This window comes from Lysobacter lycopersici, from assembly GCF_007556775.1.
Classification (GTDB): domain Bacteria; phylum Pseudomonadota; class Gammaproteobacteria; order Xanthomonadales; family Xanthomonadaceae; genus Pseudoluteimonas; species Pseudoluteimonas lycopersici.
Map to the genome: position 1 here is coordinate 2,008,217 of NZ_CP041742.1, position 18,196 is coordinate 2,026,412.

Sequence of the window (18,196 nt, forward strand, 5' to 3'; positions counted from 1 at the left end):
GCCAGATTCCACGCCTCGCATCGCATGTCCGTCGCGTTTTCCCAGCCCGATGCCGCCACCGCGCCCATGGCGATCGCCATCGGTCCCGTGGATCGGGCGCTGGCCTTCGGGCCGCGCGGGGCGACGCCGCTATCGGCCTTCCTCGGCGAAGCGCGGGCGCTGGCCGCGCAACTGGACGCAGGCGAATTCGTCGTGAACCTGTGCGAGGACCGGCACCGTTTCCTCACCGGTTTCTGCGCCGCGGCGTTGCGCGGCAAGGCGACGCTGCTGCCGCCTTCGCGCGCGCCGGAGGTCGTCGCCGACGTGCAGCGCCGGCATCCTTCGAACCAGGTGCTCGACGATGCCACGGTCGCCGCGGTGATCGCGAACGCGCCGTTGGGCACGGATGCGATTCCCGAAGTCGCGGCGGATGCACTGGCCGCGATCGGCTTCACTTCCGGCAGTACCGGCGTGCCGCAGGCCAACCCCAAGACCTGGGGCGCGTTCGCGACCAGCACCGCGCAGAACCTCGCTGCATTGCGCGACCTGTGGCCGGCCGATGCACAGGCGCAGATCGTCGCCACCGTCCCGCCGCAGCACATGTACGGGATGGAACTTTCGGTGCTGATGCCGCTGCTCGGCGGTGCGGCGGTGCACGAGGCGCGGCCGTTCTTCCCCGCCGACATCGCGCGCGCGCTGGCCGATGCGACCGCGATGCGCGTGCTCGTCACCACGCCGGTGCATTTGCGCGCGCTGGTCGCGTCCGGAATCGAATTGCCGCCGCTCGCCGGCATCGTCTCCGCGACCGCGCCGCTGCCCGCGGAACTCGCGATGGAGGCGGAATCGCGCTTCGATTGCGAGGTGCGTGAATTGTTCGGTTCCACCGAAACCTGCGTGTTCGCGCGTCGCCGCACCGCGCGCGAATCGGCATGGACGCCGCTGCCCGGCGTGCGCGTCGCCGCGCTGGAGGACGCGACCGAAGTGCGCGCCGCGCATTTGCCGAAGCCGGTGCTGCTGGCCGATCGGGTCGAGGTCGATGGCGAAGGCCGCTTCGAATTGCGCGGGCGCCAGGCCGACCTGCTGGAAATCGCCGGCAAGCGCGCCTCGCTCGGAGACCTCACCCGGCGCCTGCTGGAAATCCCGGGCGTGGAGGATGGTTGCGTGTTCCAGCTCGATGCCGCATCCGGCGAAGTGGCGCGGGTCGCGGCGCTGGTGGTTGCGCCCACGCGCGACGAAGCGGGGATCCTCGATGCCTTGCGCGCCGGTGTCGATCCGGCATTCCTGCCGCGGCCCTTGCGCAAGGTCGCGGCCTTGCCGCGCAACGAAACCGGCAAGCTGCCGCGCGCCGAATTGCTGGCCATGCTGCGGCGTTGCGGCTGAACGACGAGGCCGCGTGCCGCGACGCGATCATCACGCCATGCGGGTCACAGTGGCCCGCGCCCCCCGCAGGGGAGCGAGCTGGCATTCCTTTCCGGAAAGAAGAAGAGGAGTTCGTGGCATGGGCATCATCATCTGGTTGATCGTGGGCGGCATCATCGGCTGGCTGGCCAGCATGGTCATGAAGACCGACGGCCAGCAGGGCATCCTGCTCAACATCGTCGTCGGCATCGTCGGCGCCTTCATCGGCGGCTGGATCGGTCCGATGCTCGGGCTTGGTGGCGGCATCAACGCCGGCATCAGCGTGATGAGCATCGTCGTGTCGCTGATCGGGGCGATCATCCTGCTCGCGATCGTCAATCTGTTCCGTCGCGGACGCGTGCGCTGAGCGTCGCGGAAAATTGACGGGGATGCGAAGGCCCGGCTTGCCGGGCTTTCGTTTTTTCGCGGTCAGGCGAGTTCGACGAATGCGGGCGCGTGGTCGCTGGCGCGTTCCCAGGTGCGCGGCGTGCGGTCGATGCCGGCGTTCGCGGTGGAACCGCGCAGGGCGTCCGACACCAGGGTCAAGTCGATGCGCAGGCCGAGGTTGCGACGGAACGCGGCCTGTCGGTAATCCCACCAGCTGAAGATCCCGCCCTCGTCGTTGTGCAGGCGAAAGCCGTCGTGCAGTCCCAACGCGAGCAGCCGCTGCAACGCGGCGCGTTCGGCGGTGGAAGTGAGGATGTGCTCGTCGTTCCAGGTCGCCGGATCGTGCACGTCGCGGTCGTCCGGCGCGATGTTGAAATCGCCGAGCACGACGAGTCGTTCGTGTCGCTGCAATTCGCCTGCGAGCCAGCCGTGCACCGCATCCAGCCAGCGCAACTTGTAGGCGTATTTCTCGGTGCCGACGTCCTGGCCGTTGACCACGTACAGGTTCACGATGCGCACGTCGCCCACGGTCGCGGCGATGGCGCGCGCCTGCGCGTCGTCGAAACCCGGAATCGCGATCTGCACATCCTCCAGCGCGTGGTTGCGGGCGAGGATCGCGACGCCGTTGTAGGTCTTCTGCCCGTGGAACACGCTGCGGTAGCCGAGCGCGGCCAGCGCGTCGTCGGGGAAGCGATGGTCCTCGAGCTTGGTTTCCTGCAGTCCGACCACGTCCGGCGCGAATTCGCCCAGCCACTGCTCCAATTGCGGCAGGCGCACGTTGAGCGAATTGACGTTCCAGCTGGCGATTTTCATGGGAAGGTTTGCCAAATGGCCGAATGCGATTGATCGCGTCTAGCGAACAGGTATCTGGTCGCCAGGCGGCAAGGCAAGGCCGCTAAGGTGAAGATTACCGTTTGTGTCGGCATTTGAAACGTAGAACTCAATGTCTCCGATACCGCCGGAACCGGAATAATCGCCAGAGATGTGAAAGTGCTGATTGGGATCGTCGCGAATCCGCAACAACAGTGCGATCAGCTGATCGATCTCCTGGGTTGACATTCCGAGGCTAACCCCATGCCATCCGTTATCCCAGCTTTCGATTTCGCCCAGCATCGCTTCGACTCCTGATTACCGCACGATCAGATCGATCAACCACTTCGCCTTCGAATACGGCGGCCTGAGCAGGTCGCCGCCGGTGCGCCGCGCCTGCCACAGCACCGGCAATTGCTTGCTCATCGCGTCGAAGCCCGCGCGGCCGTGGTAGGCGCCCATGCCGCTGGGACCGATGCCGCCGAACGGCAGCGTGGTGATGGCGAAATGGAACAGCGTGTCGTTCACCGACACGCCGCCGGCCAGCGTGTTGCGCAGGATTTTCTCGACCGAAGCCTTGTCGTGGCTGAAGGGATACAGCGCCAACGGCCGATCGTGCGCGTTGACGTAGGCGATGGCTTCGTCGAGCGTGCGGTAGCCCTTGACCGGGAACACCGGGCCGAAGATTTCGTCCTGCATCACCTTGGCGTCGTCGCCAGGATCGAGCACCAGCGTCGGCGGCAGCAGGCGCTGCGAAGCATCGGCTTCGCCGGCGAGCGTCAGCACTTCGGCGCCGCGCGAACGCGCATCGTCGAGATAGCCCTGCAAGCGCGCGTACTGGCCGTCATTGACGACGCGGGTGTAATCGCCGGTGTTGTCGAACGCCGTGCCGTAGCGCGCCTGCACTTCCTTGCGCAGCGCCGCGACCAGCGCATCGCGCTTGTCCTGCGGCACCAGCACGTAATCGGGCGCGATGCAGGTCTGGCCACCGTTGAACCACTTGCCGGTGGCGAGTCGCGCCGCGGCCTGTTCGACCGGATAGTCCTCGCAGACGATGGCCGGCGACTTGCCGCCCAGTTCCAGCGTCACCGGCGTCAGGTTCTGCGCGGCCGCGGCCATGACCTTGCGCCCGACCGCGGTGGAACCGGTGAACACCAGATGGTCGAACGGCAGCGCGGCGAACGCGGAACCGACATCGGCGCCGCCTTCGGCGACGGCGACGCGGTCTTCGGGGAAGACCTCGGCCAGCAGTTCGCGCAGGAAGGCGGCGCTGCGCGGCGTGTGCTCCGACGGTTTCAGGTAGACGTGGTTGCCGGCGGCGATCGCGGTTGCGAGCGGCACCAGCGCGAGGTTCACCGGGTAGTTCCACGGCGCGATCACGCCGACCACGCCGACCGGTTCGGCGCGGATTTCCGCGCGCGCGGGCAGGAAGCGCCAGCCGACGCCGACGCGCCTGGGTTTCATCCAGCCGCGCAAATGCTTGCGCAGGTGGTCGATTTCGTTGAGTACGGTCATGCCGTCGGCGATCAGGCTTTCGGCTTTCGCGCGCTGGCCGAAGTCGGCGGAGATCGCCGCGGCCATGTCGTCGAGCCGGCGCTTCAGCGCATCGCGCAGGCGCTGCAGGTCGTCGCGGCGTTGCGCGGCATCGGGCTTGCGCGCCTGCCAGGCCGCGCGCAGGCGGTCCAGCGTCGGGCGCAGTTCGGCGAGGGGCGTGTCGGCGGCGGTGTCCATGCGCCGGAGTGTAGCCGCGGGTTTCCGCGACGTGGCTCTAGAATGGGCCATGACCACGAAAACGTCCGTCCTGCGCCCCTACCGCGACCGCTTTCCCACCCTCGGCGAGCGCGCATGGGTCGACGAGTCCGCGCGCGTCATCGGCGACGTGGTGCTGGGCGAGGATGTTTCCGTCTGGCCGTTCACGGTGATCCGCGGCGATGTGAACTTCATCCGCATCGGCGACCGCAGCAACATCCAGGACGGCAGCGTCGTGCACGTCAGCCACGACGGCCCGCACGCCAAGCTCGGCGGTTTCGCCACCCGCATCGGCAGCGATGTCACCATCGGCCACAAGGCCATCATCCACGCCTGCACCATCGAGGACGCGGTGCTGGTCGGCATGGGCGCGATCGTGCTCGACGGCGCGGTGGTGCGGAAGCATGCCTTCATCGGTGCGGGTGCGCTGGTGGCGCCCGGGAAGATCGTCGGCGAAGGCGAGCTGTGGCTGGGCAATCCGGCGAAGAAGGCACGGATGCTCAGCGATGCCGAGATCGACGCGCTGTACTACAGCGCCAAGCATTACGTGAAGCTCAAGGACGAATATCTCGCCGCGAGCCTGTAGGAGCGCTCTCGAGCGCGACTCCCGTCGCTCCCACAAAAAGCGATCAGATCAATCGCCAACGTCGAGCAACCGCTTCGGCGCACGCTGCGCCCACGCCTGCCGCAGCAGTGTCTCGACAACCGCGGGTTTCGCTGCGTCGAGTGCGATGCGCAGGCCGCAAGCCTTTTGTCCCCAGAACAGCTTTTCGACGGACTCCGGATGCAGTGCCAGCGCGGTTTCGCGTTGCTCTTCGCCGACGAAGACGTGCAGGTGCGCGCCGTCCGGAGGCATGGTGGCGAAGATTTTCCCGCCGACGCGGAACGAGGCGTAGTCGAAGTGCGGCGCTTCCACCGCTTCGGGCAGCGACAGCGCGCAGCGACGGACGCGGTCGGCGTTCATTGCCGCGCGATGGTCAGTCGGCGGTCACCAGTCGCGCGCTTTCCGCGCGCAGTTCGCCGTAGATGCGGTCGGTGTCCGGGCGCGTGCCGTGCCAGCGCGCGAAGCTTTCCGCCGCCTGTTCCACCAGCATGCCGAGTCCGTCGATGGATTCGTGCGCGCCCTGCGCGCGCGCCCAGGCGAGGAAGGGAATCGCCGCTTCGCCATAGCTCAGGCTGACCGCGGCGCTGCGCCGGCCGAGCAGGCTGCGCGGCAGGGTCGGGAAACTGCCGCCATCGCGGGCCGCGGTAGTGGCGTTGAGCACCAGGTCGAATTCGCCGAGGTTGCGCAGGTCATCGAGATAGCGCACGTGTACCCGGCCAGGCTGGCCGAGCATGTCGGCCAGCGCGTCGGCGCGGGCGGGCGTGCGGTTGACGATGAACAGGTCGCCGATGCCGGCATCGAGCAGTGCAGGGGCGACGCCGCGGGCGGCGCCGCCGGCGCCGAGCAGCAGGGTGCGGCGCGCGCGCAGGTCCAGGCCCTGGCGCTCGGTCAGGTCGCGCACCAGGCCGACGCCGTCGGTGTTGTCGCCGTGCCAGGCGTCGCCGTTGCGGATCAGCGTATTCACCGCGCCGGCGCGACGCGCGCGTTCGGTGGTGTCGCTGCACAGCGCATATGCAGCTTCCTTCAGCGGCAAGGTGACGTTGGCGCCGGCGCCGCCGCGCGCGGCGAAGTCCTGCAGGGCCGCGTCGAAGCCGGATGGTTCGACGTCGATCGCGGAGTACTCGATGGCGATGCCGGCCTGTTTCCCGAACGCGGCGTGGATGCGCGGCGACAACGAATGCGACACCGGATGCCCGAACACCGCGTAATGCCTACTCATGCCGATCTCCTTAGCGCTTGCGGACGAGTTTACTCCCCGCGTGTCGCGATCACGTCAGCGCCTTGCGATAGACGTGCTGGGTCTTGCTGCGTTCGAAGCCGAGCGCCGGATAGAACGCATGCGCTTCCGGTCGCACCACGTTCGAGCGCAGGAACAATTCGAGCAGGCCGCGCGAGTGGGCCCAATCCTCGGCCGCGGCGACCAGCCTGCGCCCGGCACCGGTGCGGCGTGCATCGGCATCGACGACGAGCCCGACGATTTCGGCCTTGTCGCCGGATTCGATCATCAGCCGTTGTTCCAGACCGATGAAACCCGCGAGTCGTCCGCCTTCGCCTTCGCACACCAGTACGGCATGCGTCGGCGAACGCGACATGCGCTCGAGCCGACCGGCGAACACGCCGACTCTGGCGGGATAGCCCAATTGCGCGGACAGCCGCGCGATCTCCGCGGCATCGGCGATGATCGCGGCGCGGATCAGCGCGCTTCGCGCAGCCATTGCGCGGCATCCAGCGCGAAGTAGGTCAGCACGCCATCGGCGCCGGCGCGCTTGAACGCGAGCAGCGCTTCCATCGCCACCGCGCGTTCGTCGATCCAGCCGTTCGACGCCGCCGCCTTGATCATCGCGTACTCGCCGCTGACCTGGTACGCATACGTCGGCCGCTTGAAATGCTGCTTCACCCGGTACAGCACGTCGAGGTAGGGCAGGCCGGGTTTCACCATCACCATGTCCGCGCCTTCGGCGAGGTCGAGGCCGACTTCGTGCAGGGCCTCGTCCGAATTCGCCGGATCCATCTGGTAGGTATGCTTGTCGCCCTTGCCGAGTGCGCCGGCGCTGCCGACCGCGCTGCGGAACGGGCCGTAGAAGGCGCTGGCGTACTTGGCGCTGTAGGCCATGATCTTCGTGTGGACGAAGCCGGCGGCTTCCAGCGCGTCGCGGATCGCGCCGATGCGCCCGTCCATCATGTCGCTGGGCGAGAGGATGTCGACGCCGGCCGCGGCGTGCGCCAGCGATTGCTTCACCAGCGCGGCGAGGGTTTCGTCGTTGAGGATGTAGCCGCTGTCGTCGATCAAGCCGTCCTGGCCATGCGTCGTGTACGGATCCAATGCCTGGTCGCTCATCACCCCGAGTTCGGGGAAACGCGACTTCAGCGCGCGGATCGCGCGCGCGACGATGCCGTCCTCGTCCCAGGCAATGCAGCCGTCTGCGGTCTTCGCCGAAGGATCCGGCACGCCGAACAGGTCGATCACCGGCACGCCGAGTTCCAGCGCCCGTTCGCCGACCTTGAGCACTTCGTCGATCGACAGCCGTTCCACGCCCGGCATCGAAGGCACCGGCGCGCGGCCGTTTTCCTCGTGCACGAACACCGGCAGGATCAGGTCGTTCGCGGTCAGCACATGCTCGCGCATCAGCCGGCGCGAGAACCCGTCGCGGCGCATCCGCCGCGGTCGCGAGGAGGGGTAGCTCATGCGGGCATTTTACGCCGCGCCGGTCCGGGTCGAAAAAGACCGGCGCCACGAGGGCGCCGGCCGGTGGAGCGGAGCGGTTGCGTTCGGTCAGGGACGCAAGGCGCAGGTGGTGATCGCCGTCTGCTGGGTCGAGGTGATCAGGCCCGCGGCCTTCAGCTTCGCGGCGAAGCTGGTGATGCAGGACTTGCGCCCGGTGGTGGTCGGGTACGCCGCCGTGCACAGCGTATCCGCCGCCTGCAGGTTGGCGCCGGTCATGATGCCGGGTGCGGTGTACAGCGGGACCTTGGTGTCGCAGGCCTTGCTGCCGAGCTTGGCGGTACCGGACTTCAGCACCCAGCCTTCGTCCGCGAATACGGATGCGGTGAGGTCGGTGTCGAAGTTCGCCGCCAGGTCGTCGTTGATGAACGGCTCCATCAGCGCATTTGGCGTGAGCGTGGTGTCGAAGTGCGAGAAGGTCGAGCCGCCCGCAACCTGGGTCGGGGTGTACAGCAAGGGACGACCACCGCTGTCGGAACCGACGTACTGGCCTGCCACCGCGCCGAGTGCGGCATGCATGCCGGTGGCCTGGGTGCGGATCGTGTCGGCGTTGGCAAGGTTCAGGCTCACCGTCGGAACGGTGGTGTCGGTGATGGTCGGGTCGTCGGCCATGCCCGGCGCGGTGCCCGGGGTGCCCGAAGACGCCACGTTGCCGATGATCACGGCCGAGGCGCCAGCGCCCTGGGCATTGCGAGCCTTGAATTCGAAACCGCAGACGCCGCGATTGATGAAGGCGACCTTGCCGGTCAGGCTTCCGGCCGTCAGCGGTTCGCAGGCATCGGCGGTGTCGGGGCCGACGCCGTCGTTGACGATGACCACGTCGCCATCGAAGTTCGCCGAAGTCGCGGCAGCTCCGAACGAAGCCGTGCCGTAGGCCGGGAAGGTCGCGGTGATCGAGCCGGTGATGCCCAGGGTGTAGGTCTGGTTGAGGAAGGCCGGGGTCTGCGCCTTTCCGATGGGTCCATCCCAGGACGTGCGGCCCGGGGTCTTCATCGCGACGCGGCGCAGCGGGTCGGTCATGGCGCCATCGTCGAACCGGGCGCCGGTGAGGTTGTCGTACGCGAAATGCGTATAGACGTCTGGACGCGGCGTGCCGTCGTAGTTGCCGAGCGCGCCGGTGTTCTTGTTGAGGAAGCCCGAGAAGCCGAGACCGTGGCTGATCTCGTGCATGACCACGTCGAGGAAGCTGATCATCCCCGCCGGGGTATTGCCGTCCAGTCCGTAGTACCAGCCGCTGCCCTCGAGGCAACCGGTCTGGCCGAGGTCGGAGTTGAACTGGCTGGCGATTTCGGGAGTCACTCCATCGCCGATCAGGTCCACGCCCGCGAGCTGGTCGGCGAGCGCGATGTGGTACCAGGTGCCCTGCAGCGGGAAGGAGTTGTCCCAGTAGATCGTCGTCGCGCCCGCGGAACCGAGCACGGCGCTGCCGGCATCGCAATCGAGGGAGGCGAAACTGGCGCCGACATGGACGTCGATATCGCTGGTCAGGACCGAACCCCATTGGTCGGCTGCGTACTGGTAGACGATCTTGCGCTGGTCGCCGACCGTGGTGCCGGGGTTGCCGCCTTCCGGCGCGCGCGGGGTGGGATCGTTCAGGCCGACGCCGGGATCGTCGTCGTTGACCGGGATGATGGCGGCATGCGCGGCAGGCATGCCGAGGCAGGCGGCAACGACGGCCGCAAGCAGGCGGATTTTCATTCGGACACCTCCTGCTTCACGACCGGGGCGTTATCGCCCGGGCTTCCTTCGTTCGTTTGCAGGCGGCCTTCCGCATCGCGCGTGACGGAGATTTGATTCATCGTCGACAACGGAACACGGACCGATACCCCGCCATTGGCATGGCGGCGAACCGTCGCGCGGGACTGGGCGTCCGTGCGCGGAATGGCGGCAAAGGAGCCGTGTCCACGCGGCATCGCCGCCGCCCTGGCGGACAGCGTGCGTGCTTCGGCCGCCGTCAACGGACGCAGCTTGCCGGTCCTGGCATCGATGCCGACCATCACCGCGTTGCTGGTGTCGGCAGTGGCTTCGGGCTGCGTGGTTTGTGGTTCGGCGGCCTGGGCTTGCAGGCAGGCCGAAACGGCCAGTCCCGCGAGCAGCAGAGCAGGTGTTGCCTTTTTCATGATCCAGATCCCCTCGTCTGTAGAGATGCGTTCCCCACGATCTCGCCTGATCGAGACAGTCGGCCGTGTGGTTGGTTCGGCAGGGAGACCCCCCGCCCGGGCCCGAGTGTGCTCCGGATCACCATGCGGCTCAATAGTGCGTTGCAGCAGTTCGCGCCACGCCCGGCGCATTCACGGGTCGGCGATGGCAACGGTCCCGTGCACGCCGTCGATTTCGATCGCGAGATCGCGACGGCAGATCACCGCATGCAGGATCAGGTGCGGCACGCCGCCGCCGAAACGGTTGGCGAACGCCTCGGCCACCAGCGGCAGGTCGTCGCGTTGGCGCACGTAGACCTTGAGCCGGGTGTCGGCGCCGAACTTCGACGACAGGCCGGGCGCATGCGCGCGTGCGGCGCCGATCAGGCTGTCGAAGTTGGCGAAGGTCTCGTCGAGTTGCGCCAGCAATTGCCCCGCGTGCAGCGAACGGTGGCCGACCACGCTGGCAGTGCCCGACAGCAGCAGCGGCATGGCCGAACCCGGCGGCGGCAGCATCGCGCGGGCGAAGCTCGGCGGTTGCGGGCCGTATTCGCGCGGATAGCGGTAGGCGCTGACCTGGCGCGGGTTCTCGACCGGGGTGCCGGGCACTGCCGAGGCCAGCCAGTAGATCTGGATCACGCGGTCCGCGTCGCAGCGGCCGATCGCGGTCGCGGCCGGCAGGGTCTGCGCGTCGAACGTGCCGAGCCCGCGTGCGCGCCCGACGCAGAACTGGCGGTAGCGTTCGGAATCGCCTTCGCCCTCGGTGATCGCGTCGAGGTAGTTCCAGATCCGCAGCAGGTGCGGGGTGCGGCTGTCGGCGATGAAGCGCGTGAGCCGCGCGTAGGCGTGTTCGGCCGCGGCGATGATGCCGCCTTCGCCCTCGGCCACTTCGATGGCGCCGAAGGACAGGTCCGCGTTGCGGGCCCAGGCGATGTCCCCGTCGCGGCCGCGTTCCACCGGTGCGTGCGTGCGCCAGACCTCGAGCAGGCCATTGCCGTGCGGCTGCAGCGGCACTCGCAGGTAGCGCGGGTCGTCGCCGGGCGGGGCGGTGTCGCCGAAACCGAACACCGCGAGCACGTCGTCGCGGGCCAGCCATTCAGCCAGCGTGCCGGGCTCGGCGTAATCGACCTGCAACGCGGCGGAACCGGGAATGGACAAGGTGCTTGGATCGCTCACGGATTGCCCGGTTGCAGGGTATCGCCGGCGAAGGCTTCGCCGACCTGGCGCTTGCGCCGCCACCAGCCGCGCAACGCGCGCGGCGCCAGCTGCAGTGCGGTCAACGCATACACGATGCGGAACACGCGCAGCTTGCGCAGCACTACGCGGTTGTCGAAGACGTCGCCGGCGAGCATCGAGATGACGGCCTGTTCCAGTTGCCAGTCGTTGCGCGGGTTGGCGAACAGGTGCTGCATCACCGGCGTGGTGAAGCGGTAGATGAACCACGAGAAATGCTTGAGCCCGCGTCGCAGCCGGAGATCCATCGCCGCCTGCATGGCGGCTTCGCGCGCGGGTTCGCGCAATGCCGCGTCGACCACGTCGGCTGCCTGTTCGGCGCTGTTCATGCCGAGGTAGACGCCGGAGGAGAACACCGGATCGACGAAGGCGTAGGCGTCACCGGCCATCACCCAGCCCGGGCCGGCCATGCGGCTACAGGTGTAGGTGTAGTTGCCGGTCACGTGCACCGGCGCGACCCGCTGCGCGTGTTGCATGCGGTTCCACACCGACGGCGTGGTCTGCAGCGTGCGCATCAGGAAGGCTTCGTTGGGATCGCCGCTGGCCGCCTTGTCGCCGCGGTGCGCGCTGCGCTGCTTGAGGTATTCGGGGAAGCAGACGGCGCCGACGCTCATCACGCCGCCGGGCAGCGGGATCAGCCAGAACCAGCCGTGGTCGAAGCGGTCGACGGTGATGTTGCCCGCGTCCTCGCCTTCGCGGCGCTTGACGCCGGTGAAGTGGCTGAAGATCGCCGCGGACTGGTGCAGGTCGCTCTTGCGCTTGAGCTTGAGCTTGTTGCCGAGGAAGGTGTCGCGGCCGCTGGCGTCGACCAGGTAGCGGACGCGGAAGGCGAGCGCGTTGCCGCCGGCGTCGCGGGCGTGCACCACGCGCGGGCGGTCGTTGTCGAAATCCACCTTCTCGACCACGACCTGTTCGCGCGCGTCGACGCCGTTGGCGAGCGCGTTCCGGAACAGCAACTGGTCGAATTCCTCGCGCTTGACCTGGAAGGCATAGCCGAATTTCGGCGAGATCGCGCGGTCGAAGCGGAACACGTGGGTGTTGTCGGCCTCGTCCTGCAGCGGGAAATCGGCACCGAGCTTGTGCACGCCGATCGCGCGCACCTGTTCGAGCACGCCCAGGCGTTCGAGGATGGGCAGGTTCATCGGCAGCAGCGATTCGCCGATGTGGAAGCGCGGGTGCCGCGCCTTTTCCAGCAGGGTCACCTTCCAGCCCTTGCGCGCGAGCAGGGTCGCGGCGGTGGTGCCGGCGGGGCCGCCGCCGATCACCAGCACGTCGGTTTCGATGGCGTCGGCGGTGTTTTGGCCTGGCGAGGAGTCGGTGGCGAAATCCATGCGGTCTGGCGTTCCTGGAACGTGCGTCCCCGCGTTCATGATAGCCGCCGCACGCCACCGCTGCCGTCCGCGGTTGCCAAGCGCCGCGCGATGCCGGATCGTTGCGCCCCTGTACAAGGGGGAATTCCGAGGATGTCGCCGCAAACCGATGCCGAACGCGCGCTCGCCGAGCTGCTGGTGGAAAGCCTGAACCTGGAGGGCGTCGATCCCGCCGGCATCGATCCGGAGGCGCCGCTGTTCAACGCCGGCCTCGGCCTGGATTCCATCGATGCGCTGGAGCTGGCGCTGGCCATTTCACAGCGCCATGGCTTCCAACTGCGTTCCGACAACGAGGACAACCGCCGCGCGTTCGCTTCGCTGCGGGCGCTGTCGGCCTACGTCGAACAGCACAAGACCGGCGGTTGAACCGCGACGGCGCGCTTGCGCTCGGCCGCGCCGCGCTCGTCGCCGCGTATCCGTTCCTCGCGCACGCGGCCAGCGCGCGTTCCGATGGCACGCTCGCCGCGCTGGCGACGTTCGACATCGCGCTGATCCTGCTGCTGCCCGCGCTCGCGCACGGTCGTGTGCGTGCCCTGGCCTCGCTCGCCTGCGTCTCGCTGGCGCTGGCGTGGCTGGCGCGCACGCACTACGCGCTCGTGCCGCTGCTGCTGGTGCCGGTGCTGTTCGTCGCGCTGGTGGCCTGGGGGTTCGCGCGCACGTTGCGCGCCGGGCGCGTGCCGCTGGTGACGAAGATCGCGACCGCGCTGGAAACCGGCGGCACGGCGCAACTCGAACCCGACGTCGCGCGCTACACGCACAGCCTGACCCGGTTGTGGGCGATCGTGCTGTTCGCACTCGCGGCGATCAACTTCGTGCTCGCGCTGCTTGCGGTGCCGCGCGGCCTGCTCGCCACCTTCGGCATCGCCACGCCGTGGCCGGTGGGCGAAACGCTGTGGTCGTGGTGCGCGAACGCCGCGACCTACGGCCTGATCGGCGGTTTGATGGTGGCGGAATTCGCCTGGCGTTCGCGGCGTTTCCCCGGCCGCTACCACGGCCCGGTGGATTTCGCGAAGCGCATGGCCGCGCTCGGCCCGGGCTTCTGGAACGGGCTGTTCCGGGACGGCAAGTCCCGCTGAATCCTTCATTCGCCGGCTTGCGGCCACGCCGGCCGCGACGCATCCTTGCGCAGGCATGTCGTTCGTGATCGATCCTTCCCATCCCAGTCTTCCCGGCCATTTCCCCGGCGCACCGGTGGTGCCCGGCGTGCTCGTGCTGGAACAGGTGTTCGCCGCGATCGAGGCCGCGCATGGCCCCTTGGGCGCGATTCGGCTGCCGCAGGTGAAGTTCGTGCAACCGCTGCTGCCGGGCGAGCAGGCCGACGTGGAGCTGGCCGAGGTCGCGATCGAAGGCGAGGCGCCGCGCTGGCGTTTCCGCGTGCTGCGTGGCGATGCGCTCATTGCCAGTGGCGAGGTCGCTTCGGCATGAGCGGCGACTGGAAGCAGCGGCGTGAAGGCGGCGGGCGTTTCGCGATCTGGCTGATCCGCAGCATCGGGCGTTACGGCGGGCGCGGTGTCGCGCGTTCGCTGCTGCCGTTCATCACCGTGTATTTCCTGTTGCGACGCAAGGCCGAACGCCGCGATTCGCAGGCCTACCTGACCCGCGTGCTCGGCCGACGCGCGAGTTGGCGGGACGTGGCGCGGCACATCCACTGCTTCGCCTCGACCATCCTCGACCGCGTGTTCCTGCTCGGCGGCCAGCTCGATCGCTTCGATGTCACCGTCAACGGCCTCGACGGCCTGCACGGCGCGCTCGACCGGCGCCGCGGCGTGTTGCTGCTCGGTTCGCACCTCGGCAGTTTCGAAGTCCTGCGCGTGCTCGCGCAGGAGCGCCCGGACTACGTGATCCGCGTGGTGCTGGACAAGGGCCACAACCCGGCGATGACGCAGTTGCTGGACGAACTCAACCCGGAAATCGCCGCGGGCGTGATCGACGCCGGCCAGGACGGTCCCTCGCTGATGCTGGACATCCAGCACGCGGTGCAGTCCGGCGCGCTGGTGGCGCTGCTCGCCGACCGCGTGCACAGCGGCGAACACACCGCGGATGCGCCCTTCCTCGGTTCGGCGGCGCGCTTCCCGCTGTCGCCGTGGCTGGTCGCGGCGGCGCTGAAGGTGCCGGTGGTGCTCGGTTTCGGCCTGTACCGCGGCGGCAACCGCTACGACCTGGTGTTCGAACCGTTCAGCGATGGGCTCGACATCCCGCGCGAGCGGCGGCGCACCGAACTCGCGGCGCTCATCCGCCGTTACGCCGAACGGCTGGAACATCATGCGCGCTCGGCCCCGTTCAACTGGTTCAACTTCTATGACTTCTGGGACCACCCCGATGCCCGTGCCGCGCAACCGTTCGCGGCGCACGCTGTTGCCGCTGGCGATGCTGGCGGCGACGACGTTCGCGTCCGCGGCCACGCCTGACGCGATCGACAGCGGCTGGATCCTCGCGCAGCTGGCGCGCCCGGCGCCGATGAGCACCGCTTTCGTCGAACTGCGCGACTCGCCGCTGCTGAAGGCGCCGCTGCGCATCGGCGGCGAATACCGGCGCCCGGACGAAGCGACCCTGGTGCGCGAAGTGCAATCGCCCTACGCCGAAACCACGACGATCCGCAACGGCCAGGCGACGATCGTGCGCGGCACGCGTTCGCGCAGTTTCTCGCTCGCGCGCGTGCCCGAGCTCGCCGGGCTGCAGGCCAGCTTCGGCGCGATGCTCGCCGGCGACCGCGCCACGCTGGAACGGCACTACCGCATCGAGGCCGCCGGCACGCGAGCGCACTGGACGCTGACCCTGGTTCCGCGCGACGCGGCGCTGGCGGCGAAAGTGCGCGACATCGTCCTGCACGGACGCGGCGCGGAACTGCGTTGCTTCGAGACCGAGCCCGCGCGCGGTAGCGAAGTGCAACGCACGCTGCTCGCTTCCGCCGCGCGCGCGGCCGATGGCGTCGCCGACGGCAAGGCGTTGGCCGCGCTCTGCACCGCCGACTGAGCGAAGTCGCTACGCTATGCGCGGTCCGTTTCGAATCCGCGCATGCCTCGCTCCCTGACGGCGCCCGTCCGCCTTTCCCTCGCGCTGCTGTGGCTGGCGCTATTGCTGCTCGGCGGCTGGTGGCTGTCGCAGCGGCTCGCGCTCAGCGGCGACCTGCGCAAGTTCATGCCCGAAGCGCGCACGCCGGCGCAGAAGCTGCTGCTGGACGAACTCGGCGAAGGCCCGGGTTCGCGCCTGCTGCTGGTCGCGATTTCCGGCGCGGAACCCGAAGTCCTCGCCGCGCAATCGCAGGCCCTGCGCGAAGCCTTGTCGCACGACCGGCGCTTCGCCTTCGTCGCCAACGGCGGCGAGGTCGGCCTGGATGCGATTTCCGAACGTCTGCGCCCGTATCGCTACCTGCTCTCGCCGACGCTGGATAGCGAACGCTTCGACGCGGACACGCTGCGCGATGAACTGCAGCAGCGCGTGCAGGACCTCGGTTCGCCGGCGTCTGCGCTGATCGAACCGCTGCTGCCCTCCGATCCGACGCTGGAAACGCTGAAGCTCGCCGAAAGCTGGCAACCGGCGAACGCGCCGCAACGGCTGTACGACGTGTGGTTTGACACGAAAGGAAAAGAGGCGTTGCTCGCGGTGCAGACGGTCGCGCCGGGTTTCGATCCGACCGGGCAACAGGACGCGGTGAATGCCTTGCAATCGGCATTCGCGAAGGCAAAAGGCAGCAGCAAATCGCGCATGGAAATCAGCGGGCCCGGCGCGTTCTCGGTCGAGATTGGCGGCCGCACCCAGCGCGAGGCGAGCTGGATCGGCAGCTTCGACACCATCGGCCTCATCGTGTTGCTCGTGCTCGCCTATCGCAGCTGGAGGCAGCCGCTGTTCGGCGTGCTGCCGCTCGCGAGCGCGGGGCTCGCCGGGCTCGGCGCGGTCGCATGGTGGTTCGCCGGCGGCGTGCACGGCATCACCGTTGCGTTCGGCTTTACCCTGATCGGCGTGGTGCAGGACTATCCGATCCACCTGTTCTCGCACCAGCGCGCCGGCATCACGCCGTGGCAGAACGCGCGCGCGATCTGGCCCACGCTCGCCACCGGTGTCGCGTCCACCTGCATCGCCTACGTGACGTTCCTGCTGTCCGGCGTCGACGGCCTGCAGCAGCTCGCTGTCTTCACCATCGTCGGCCTGCTTACCGCGGCGCTCACGACGCGACTCCTGCTTCCTGCGCTGCTCGATCCATCGCCGCGCGATCCGGCTTCGTGGCCGTGGGTGGAGAAACTGTGGAACGCGATCGAACGCGTGCCGCGTCCGCGCCTGCGTTGGTGGGCGCTGTTCGCCGTCGTCGCCATCGCCTGCATCGCCCTGCCGCGCGCGCCGTTCTGGCAGAACGACCTGTCGAAACTCACGCCGGTGCCGCCGGCGGCGCTGGCGCGCGATGCGCAATTGCGCAGCGAACTCGGCGCACCCGACGTGCGCTACCTGCTCGCGATCCGCGGCCGCGATGTCGAATCCGTTCTCGAGCAATCCGAAGCCCTGCGTCCCGCGCTGGATGCCGCAATCGCCAGCGGCAACCTCGCCAGCTACGACATGGCCGCGCGCTACCTGCCCAGCGCGAAGACCCAGCGCGAGCGCCAGTCGCGCATTCCGGATGCGGCGCGGGCGCAATCCGCGCTCGCCGATGCGTTGCAGGAATTGCCGTTCCGCGACGATGCGTTCGCGCCGTTCCTGTCCGATCTCGAAGCCGCGCGCAAGGCGCCGCCGTTGCAGGCGGCCGACCTCGCCGGCACTCCGCTCGCGGCCAGCGTGTCGGGCCTGCTGTTGCAGCATGCAGGCGACGCGACCGCGCTGGTGTCGCTGGCCGGCATCCGCGATCCGCAATCGCTGGCAAAACTCGCCGTCGCGCACGGCGCGGAATTGCTCGATCTGAAGGACGCATCGGAATCGCTGGTCGTGGCCTATCGCGAACGCGTGCTGTGGGCGCTGGCCGGCGCCGCGGTCCTGCTCGCGCTGACGGTGTGGCTGGCCTTGCGCGCGCCGCGCCGCGTCGTGCGCGTGCTGTTGCCGATGGCACTGACCACATTGCTGATCCTGGCGGTGCTGCGCGTTTTCGGGGTCGAACTCACCCTGTTCCATCTCGTTGCATTGATCCTCGCCGCTGGCCTCGGCCTCGACTACGCGCTGTTCTTCGACCACGCCGGCGACGACCACGCCGACCAGCTGCGAACGCTGCATGCACTGGTCGTGTGCAGCCTGACCACGCTGCTGGTGTTCCTGCTGCTTGCGCTGTCGTCGATCCCGGTGCTGCGCGCGATCGGCAGCACGGTGACGATCGGCGTCGTCGGCAACTTCGTGCTCGGCCTGCTGATCGCGCGCCACGACGTCGCGGCGGAACGCGATGTCTGAGCGCATCGACATTGCCGCGCTCGTCCCGCACCAGGGCGCGATGTGCCTGTGGCAAGAGGTGGTCGAACACGACGCGAATCGCGTGCTTCTGCGCACGGCATCGCATCGCGATCCGGAGAATCCGCTGCGCAGCGACGGTCGCCTGCGCGCGCTGCACCTCTGCGAATACGGCGCGCAGGCGATGGCGGTGCACGGCGGACTGCTCGGCCGCGAAACCGGCGTAGCCGTGCGCGCGGGCATGCTGGTCGCGTTGCGCGGTGTGGTTCTGCATGTCGCGCGCATCGACGACCTGCCGGGCGAGCTCGAGGGCGAGGCCACGCTGCTGGCGAGCGGCGTGGACAGCCAGCAATACGCGTTCCGCATCACCCACGCCGGCACGCTGCTGGCCGAGGGCCGCGCGGCGGTGATGCTGGGCGATGCGCTTGCCGGTTAGGATTCGCGC

At 68.7% G+C, this 18,196-nt stretch carries 21 protein-coding genes; 10 read left to right on the forward strand and 11 right to left on the reverse strand.

Features of this window, described 5'->3' with window-relative positions; genetic code table 11:
- The first annotated feature begins 24 nt into the window (after positions 1-24).
- Together FNZ56_RS09920 and FNZ56_RS09925 are read left to right on the forward strand one after the other, a co-directional pair.
- On the forward strand, positions 25-1,359 hold the full coding sequence (locus FNZ56_RS09920; RefSeq protein WP_246064572.1) for an AMP-binding protein: 1,335 nt from the start codon (positions 25-27) through the stop codon (positions 1,357-1,359).
- Positions 1,360-1,477: 118 nt separating this feature from the next.
- Positions 1,478-1,744, forward strand: coding sequence for a GlsB/YeaQ/YmgE family stress response membrane protein (locus FNZ56_RS09925; protein ID WP_143879683.1), 267 nt, complete (start codon positions 1,478-1,480; stop codon positions 1,742-1,744).
- A 62-nt stretch (positions 1,745-1,806) separates the two neighbouring features.
- On the opposite strand, the gene xth is transcribed toward FNZ56_RS09925, so the two are convergent.
- From xth to FNZ56_RS09940, 3 genes are read right to left on the reverse strand one after another with little or no spacing between them, the layout of a single operon-like run.
- Positions 1,807-2,577 carry an exodeoxyribonuclease III gene (gene xth, locus FNZ56_RS09930; protein WP_143879684.1) on the reverse strand — a complete coding sequence of 257 codons (771 nt, stop codon included), beginning with the start codon at positions 2,575-2,577 and terminating at the stop codon, positions 1,807-1,809.
- 39 nt (positions 2,578-2,616) lie between these two features.
- Positions 2,617-2,877, reverse strand: a complete 261-nt coding sequence (locus tag FNZ56_RS09935; protein WP_143879685.1) for a hypothetical protein — start codon at positions 2,875-2,877, stop codon at positions 2,617-2,619.
- Between the two features lie 15 nt (positions 2,878-2,892).
- Positions 2,893-4,305: a coniferyl aldehyde dehydrogenase gene (locus FNZ56_RS09940; RefSeq protein ID WP_143879686.1), complete on the reverse strand. Its 1,413-nt coding sequence runs from the start codon at positions 4,303-4,305 to the stop codon at positions 2,893-2,895.
- 49 nt (positions 4,306-4,354) lie between these two features.
- On the opposite strand from FNZ56_RS09940, the gene FNZ56_RS09945 reads away from it, so the two are divergent.
- Entirely contained in the window at positions 4,355-4,909 is a 555-nt protein-coding gene (locus tag FNZ56_RS09945) for a gamma carbonic anhydrase family protein (protein ID WP_143879687.1), read from the forward strand.
- Positions 4,910-4,957: 48 nt separating this feature from the next.
- Here the strand turns inward: FNZ56_RS09945 and FNZ56_RS09950 are convergent, their stop codons facing one another.
- The 8 genes from FNZ56_RS09950 to FNZ56_RS09985 form a co-directional block, all read right to left on the reverse strand.
- Positions 4,958-5,287 (reverse strand): MmcQ/YjbR family DNA-binding protein, encoded by a 330-nt coding sequence (locus tag FNZ56_RS09950; RefSeq protein ID WP_143879688.1) that lies wholly within the window; start codon positions 5,285-5,287, stop codon positions 4,958-4,960.
- Between the two features lie 13 nt (positions 5,288-5,300).
- A complete protein-coding gene (gene aroE / locus FNZ56_RS09955; protein ID WP_185970832.1) occupies positions 5,301-6,152 on the reverse strand; it encodes a shikimate dehydrogenase in 852 nt (283 codons plus the stop codon).
- 43 nt (positions 6,153-6,195) lie between these two features.
- Positions 6,196-6,642, reverse strand: coding sequence for a GNAT family N-acetyltransferase (locus FNZ56_RS09960; protein ID WP_143879690.1), 447 nt, complete (start codon positions 6,640-6,642; stop codon positions 6,196-6,198).
- Positions 6,621-7,613 carry a porphobilinogen synthase gene (gene hemB, locus FNZ56_RS09965; RefSeq protein WP_143879691.1) on the reverse strand — a complete coding sequence of 331 codons (993 nt, stop codon included), beginning with the start codon at positions 7,611-7,613 and terminating at the stop codon, positions 6,621-6,623. The genes FNZ56_RS09960 and hemB overlap by 22 nt, the downstream gene beginning before the upstream one ends.
- A gap of 87 nt (positions 7,614-7,700) precedes the next feature.
- Positions 7,701-9,347, reverse strand: coding sequence for a PA domain-containing protein (locus FNZ56_RS09970; RefSeq protein ID WP_143879692.1), 1,647 nt, complete (start codon positions 9,345-9,347; stop codon positions 7,701-7,703).
- A complete protein-coding gene (locus tag FNZ56_RS09975; protein ID WP_143879693.1) occupies positions 9,344-9,769 on the reverse strand; it encodes a post-PEP-CTERM-1 domain-containing protein in 426 nt (141 codons plus the stop codon). Before FNZ56_RS09975 ends, FNZ56_RS09970 begins: the two co-directional genes overlap by 4 nt.
- 171 nt (positions 9,770-9,940) lie before the next feature.
- Positions 9,941-10,963, reverse strand: a complete 1,023-nt coding sequence (locus FNZ56_RS09980; RefSeq protein WP_407070491.1) for a chorismate transformation enzyme, FkbO/Hyg5 family — start codon at positions 10,961-10,963, stop codon at positions 9,941-9,943.
- The gene (locus FNZ56_RS09985) at positions 10,960-12,351 is read right to left on the reverse strand and encodes an NAD(P)/FAD-dependent oxidoreductase (RefSeq protein WP_143879694.1); all 1,392 of its coding nucleotides are present in this window, start codon (positions 12,349-12,351) and stop codon (positions 10,960-10,962) included. Before FNZ56_RS09985 ends, FNZ56_RS09980 begins: the two co-directional genes overlap by 4 nt.
- Before the next feature lie 132 nt (positions 12,352-12,483).
- Between FNZ56_RS09985 and FNZ56_RS09990 the strand changes: the two genes are divergently transcribed.
- Genes FNZ56_RS09990 through FNZ56_RS10020 form a run of 7 tightly spaced genes read left to right on the forward strand, consistent with a single transcriptional unit; the run spans position 12,484 to position 18,187 of the window.
- Positions 12,484-12,756 (forward strand): phosphopantetheine-binding protein, encoded by a 273-nt coding sequence (locus tag FNZ56_RS09990; RefSeq protein ID WP_143879695.1) that lies wholly within the window; start codon positions 12,484-12,486, stop codon positions 12,754-12,756.
- A complete protein-coding gene (locus tag FNZ56_RS09995; RefSeq protein ID WP_143879696.1) occupies positions 12,753-13,466 on the forward strand; it encodes a ketosynthase in 714 nt (237 codons plus the stop codon). Before FNZ56_RS09990 ends, FNZ56_RS09995 begins: the two co-directional genes overlap by 4 nt.
- A gap of 55 nt (positions 13,467-13,521) precedes the next feature.
- Positions 13,522-13,815 carry a hypothetical protein gene (locus tag FNZ56_RS10000; protein ID WP_143879697.1) on the forward strand — a complete coding sequence of 98 codons (294 nt, stop codon included), beginning with the start codon at positions 13,522-13,524 and terminating at the stop codon, positions 13,813-13,815.
- Positions 13,812-14,798, forward strand: a complete 987-nt coding sequence (locus tag FNZ56_RS10005; RefSeq protein WP_143879698.1) for an LpxL/LpxP family acyltransferase — start codon at positions 13,812-13,814, stop codon at positions 14,796-14,798. Before FNZ56_RS10000 ends, FNZ56_RS10005 begins: the two co-directional genes overlap by 4 nt.
- Positions 14,710-15,363: a LolA-related protein gene (locus FNZ56_RS10010; protein ID WP_221933297.1), complete on the forward strand. Its 654-nt coding sequence runs from the start codon at positions 14,710-14,712 to the stop codon at positions 15,361-15,363. The genes FNZ56_RS10005 and FNZ56_RS10010 overlap by 89 nt, the downstream gene beginning before the upstream one ends.
- Before the next feature lie 42 nt (positions 15,364-15,405).
- Positions 15,406-17,754: an MMPL family transporter gene (locus FNZ56_RS10015; protein ID WP_143879699.1), complete on the forward strand. Its 2,349-nt coding sequence runs from the start codon at positions 15,406-15,408 to the stop codon at positions 17,752-17,754.
- Positions 17,747-18,187, forward strand: a complete 441-nt coding sequence (locus FNZ56_RS10020) for a phosphotransferase (RefSeq protein ID WP_143879700.1) — start codon at positions 17,747-17,749, stop codon at positions 18,185-18,187. The genes FNZ56_RS10015 and FNZ56_RS10020 overlap by 8 nt, the downstream gene beginning before the upstream one ends.
- Positions 18,188-18,196: the final 9 nt, after the last annotated feature.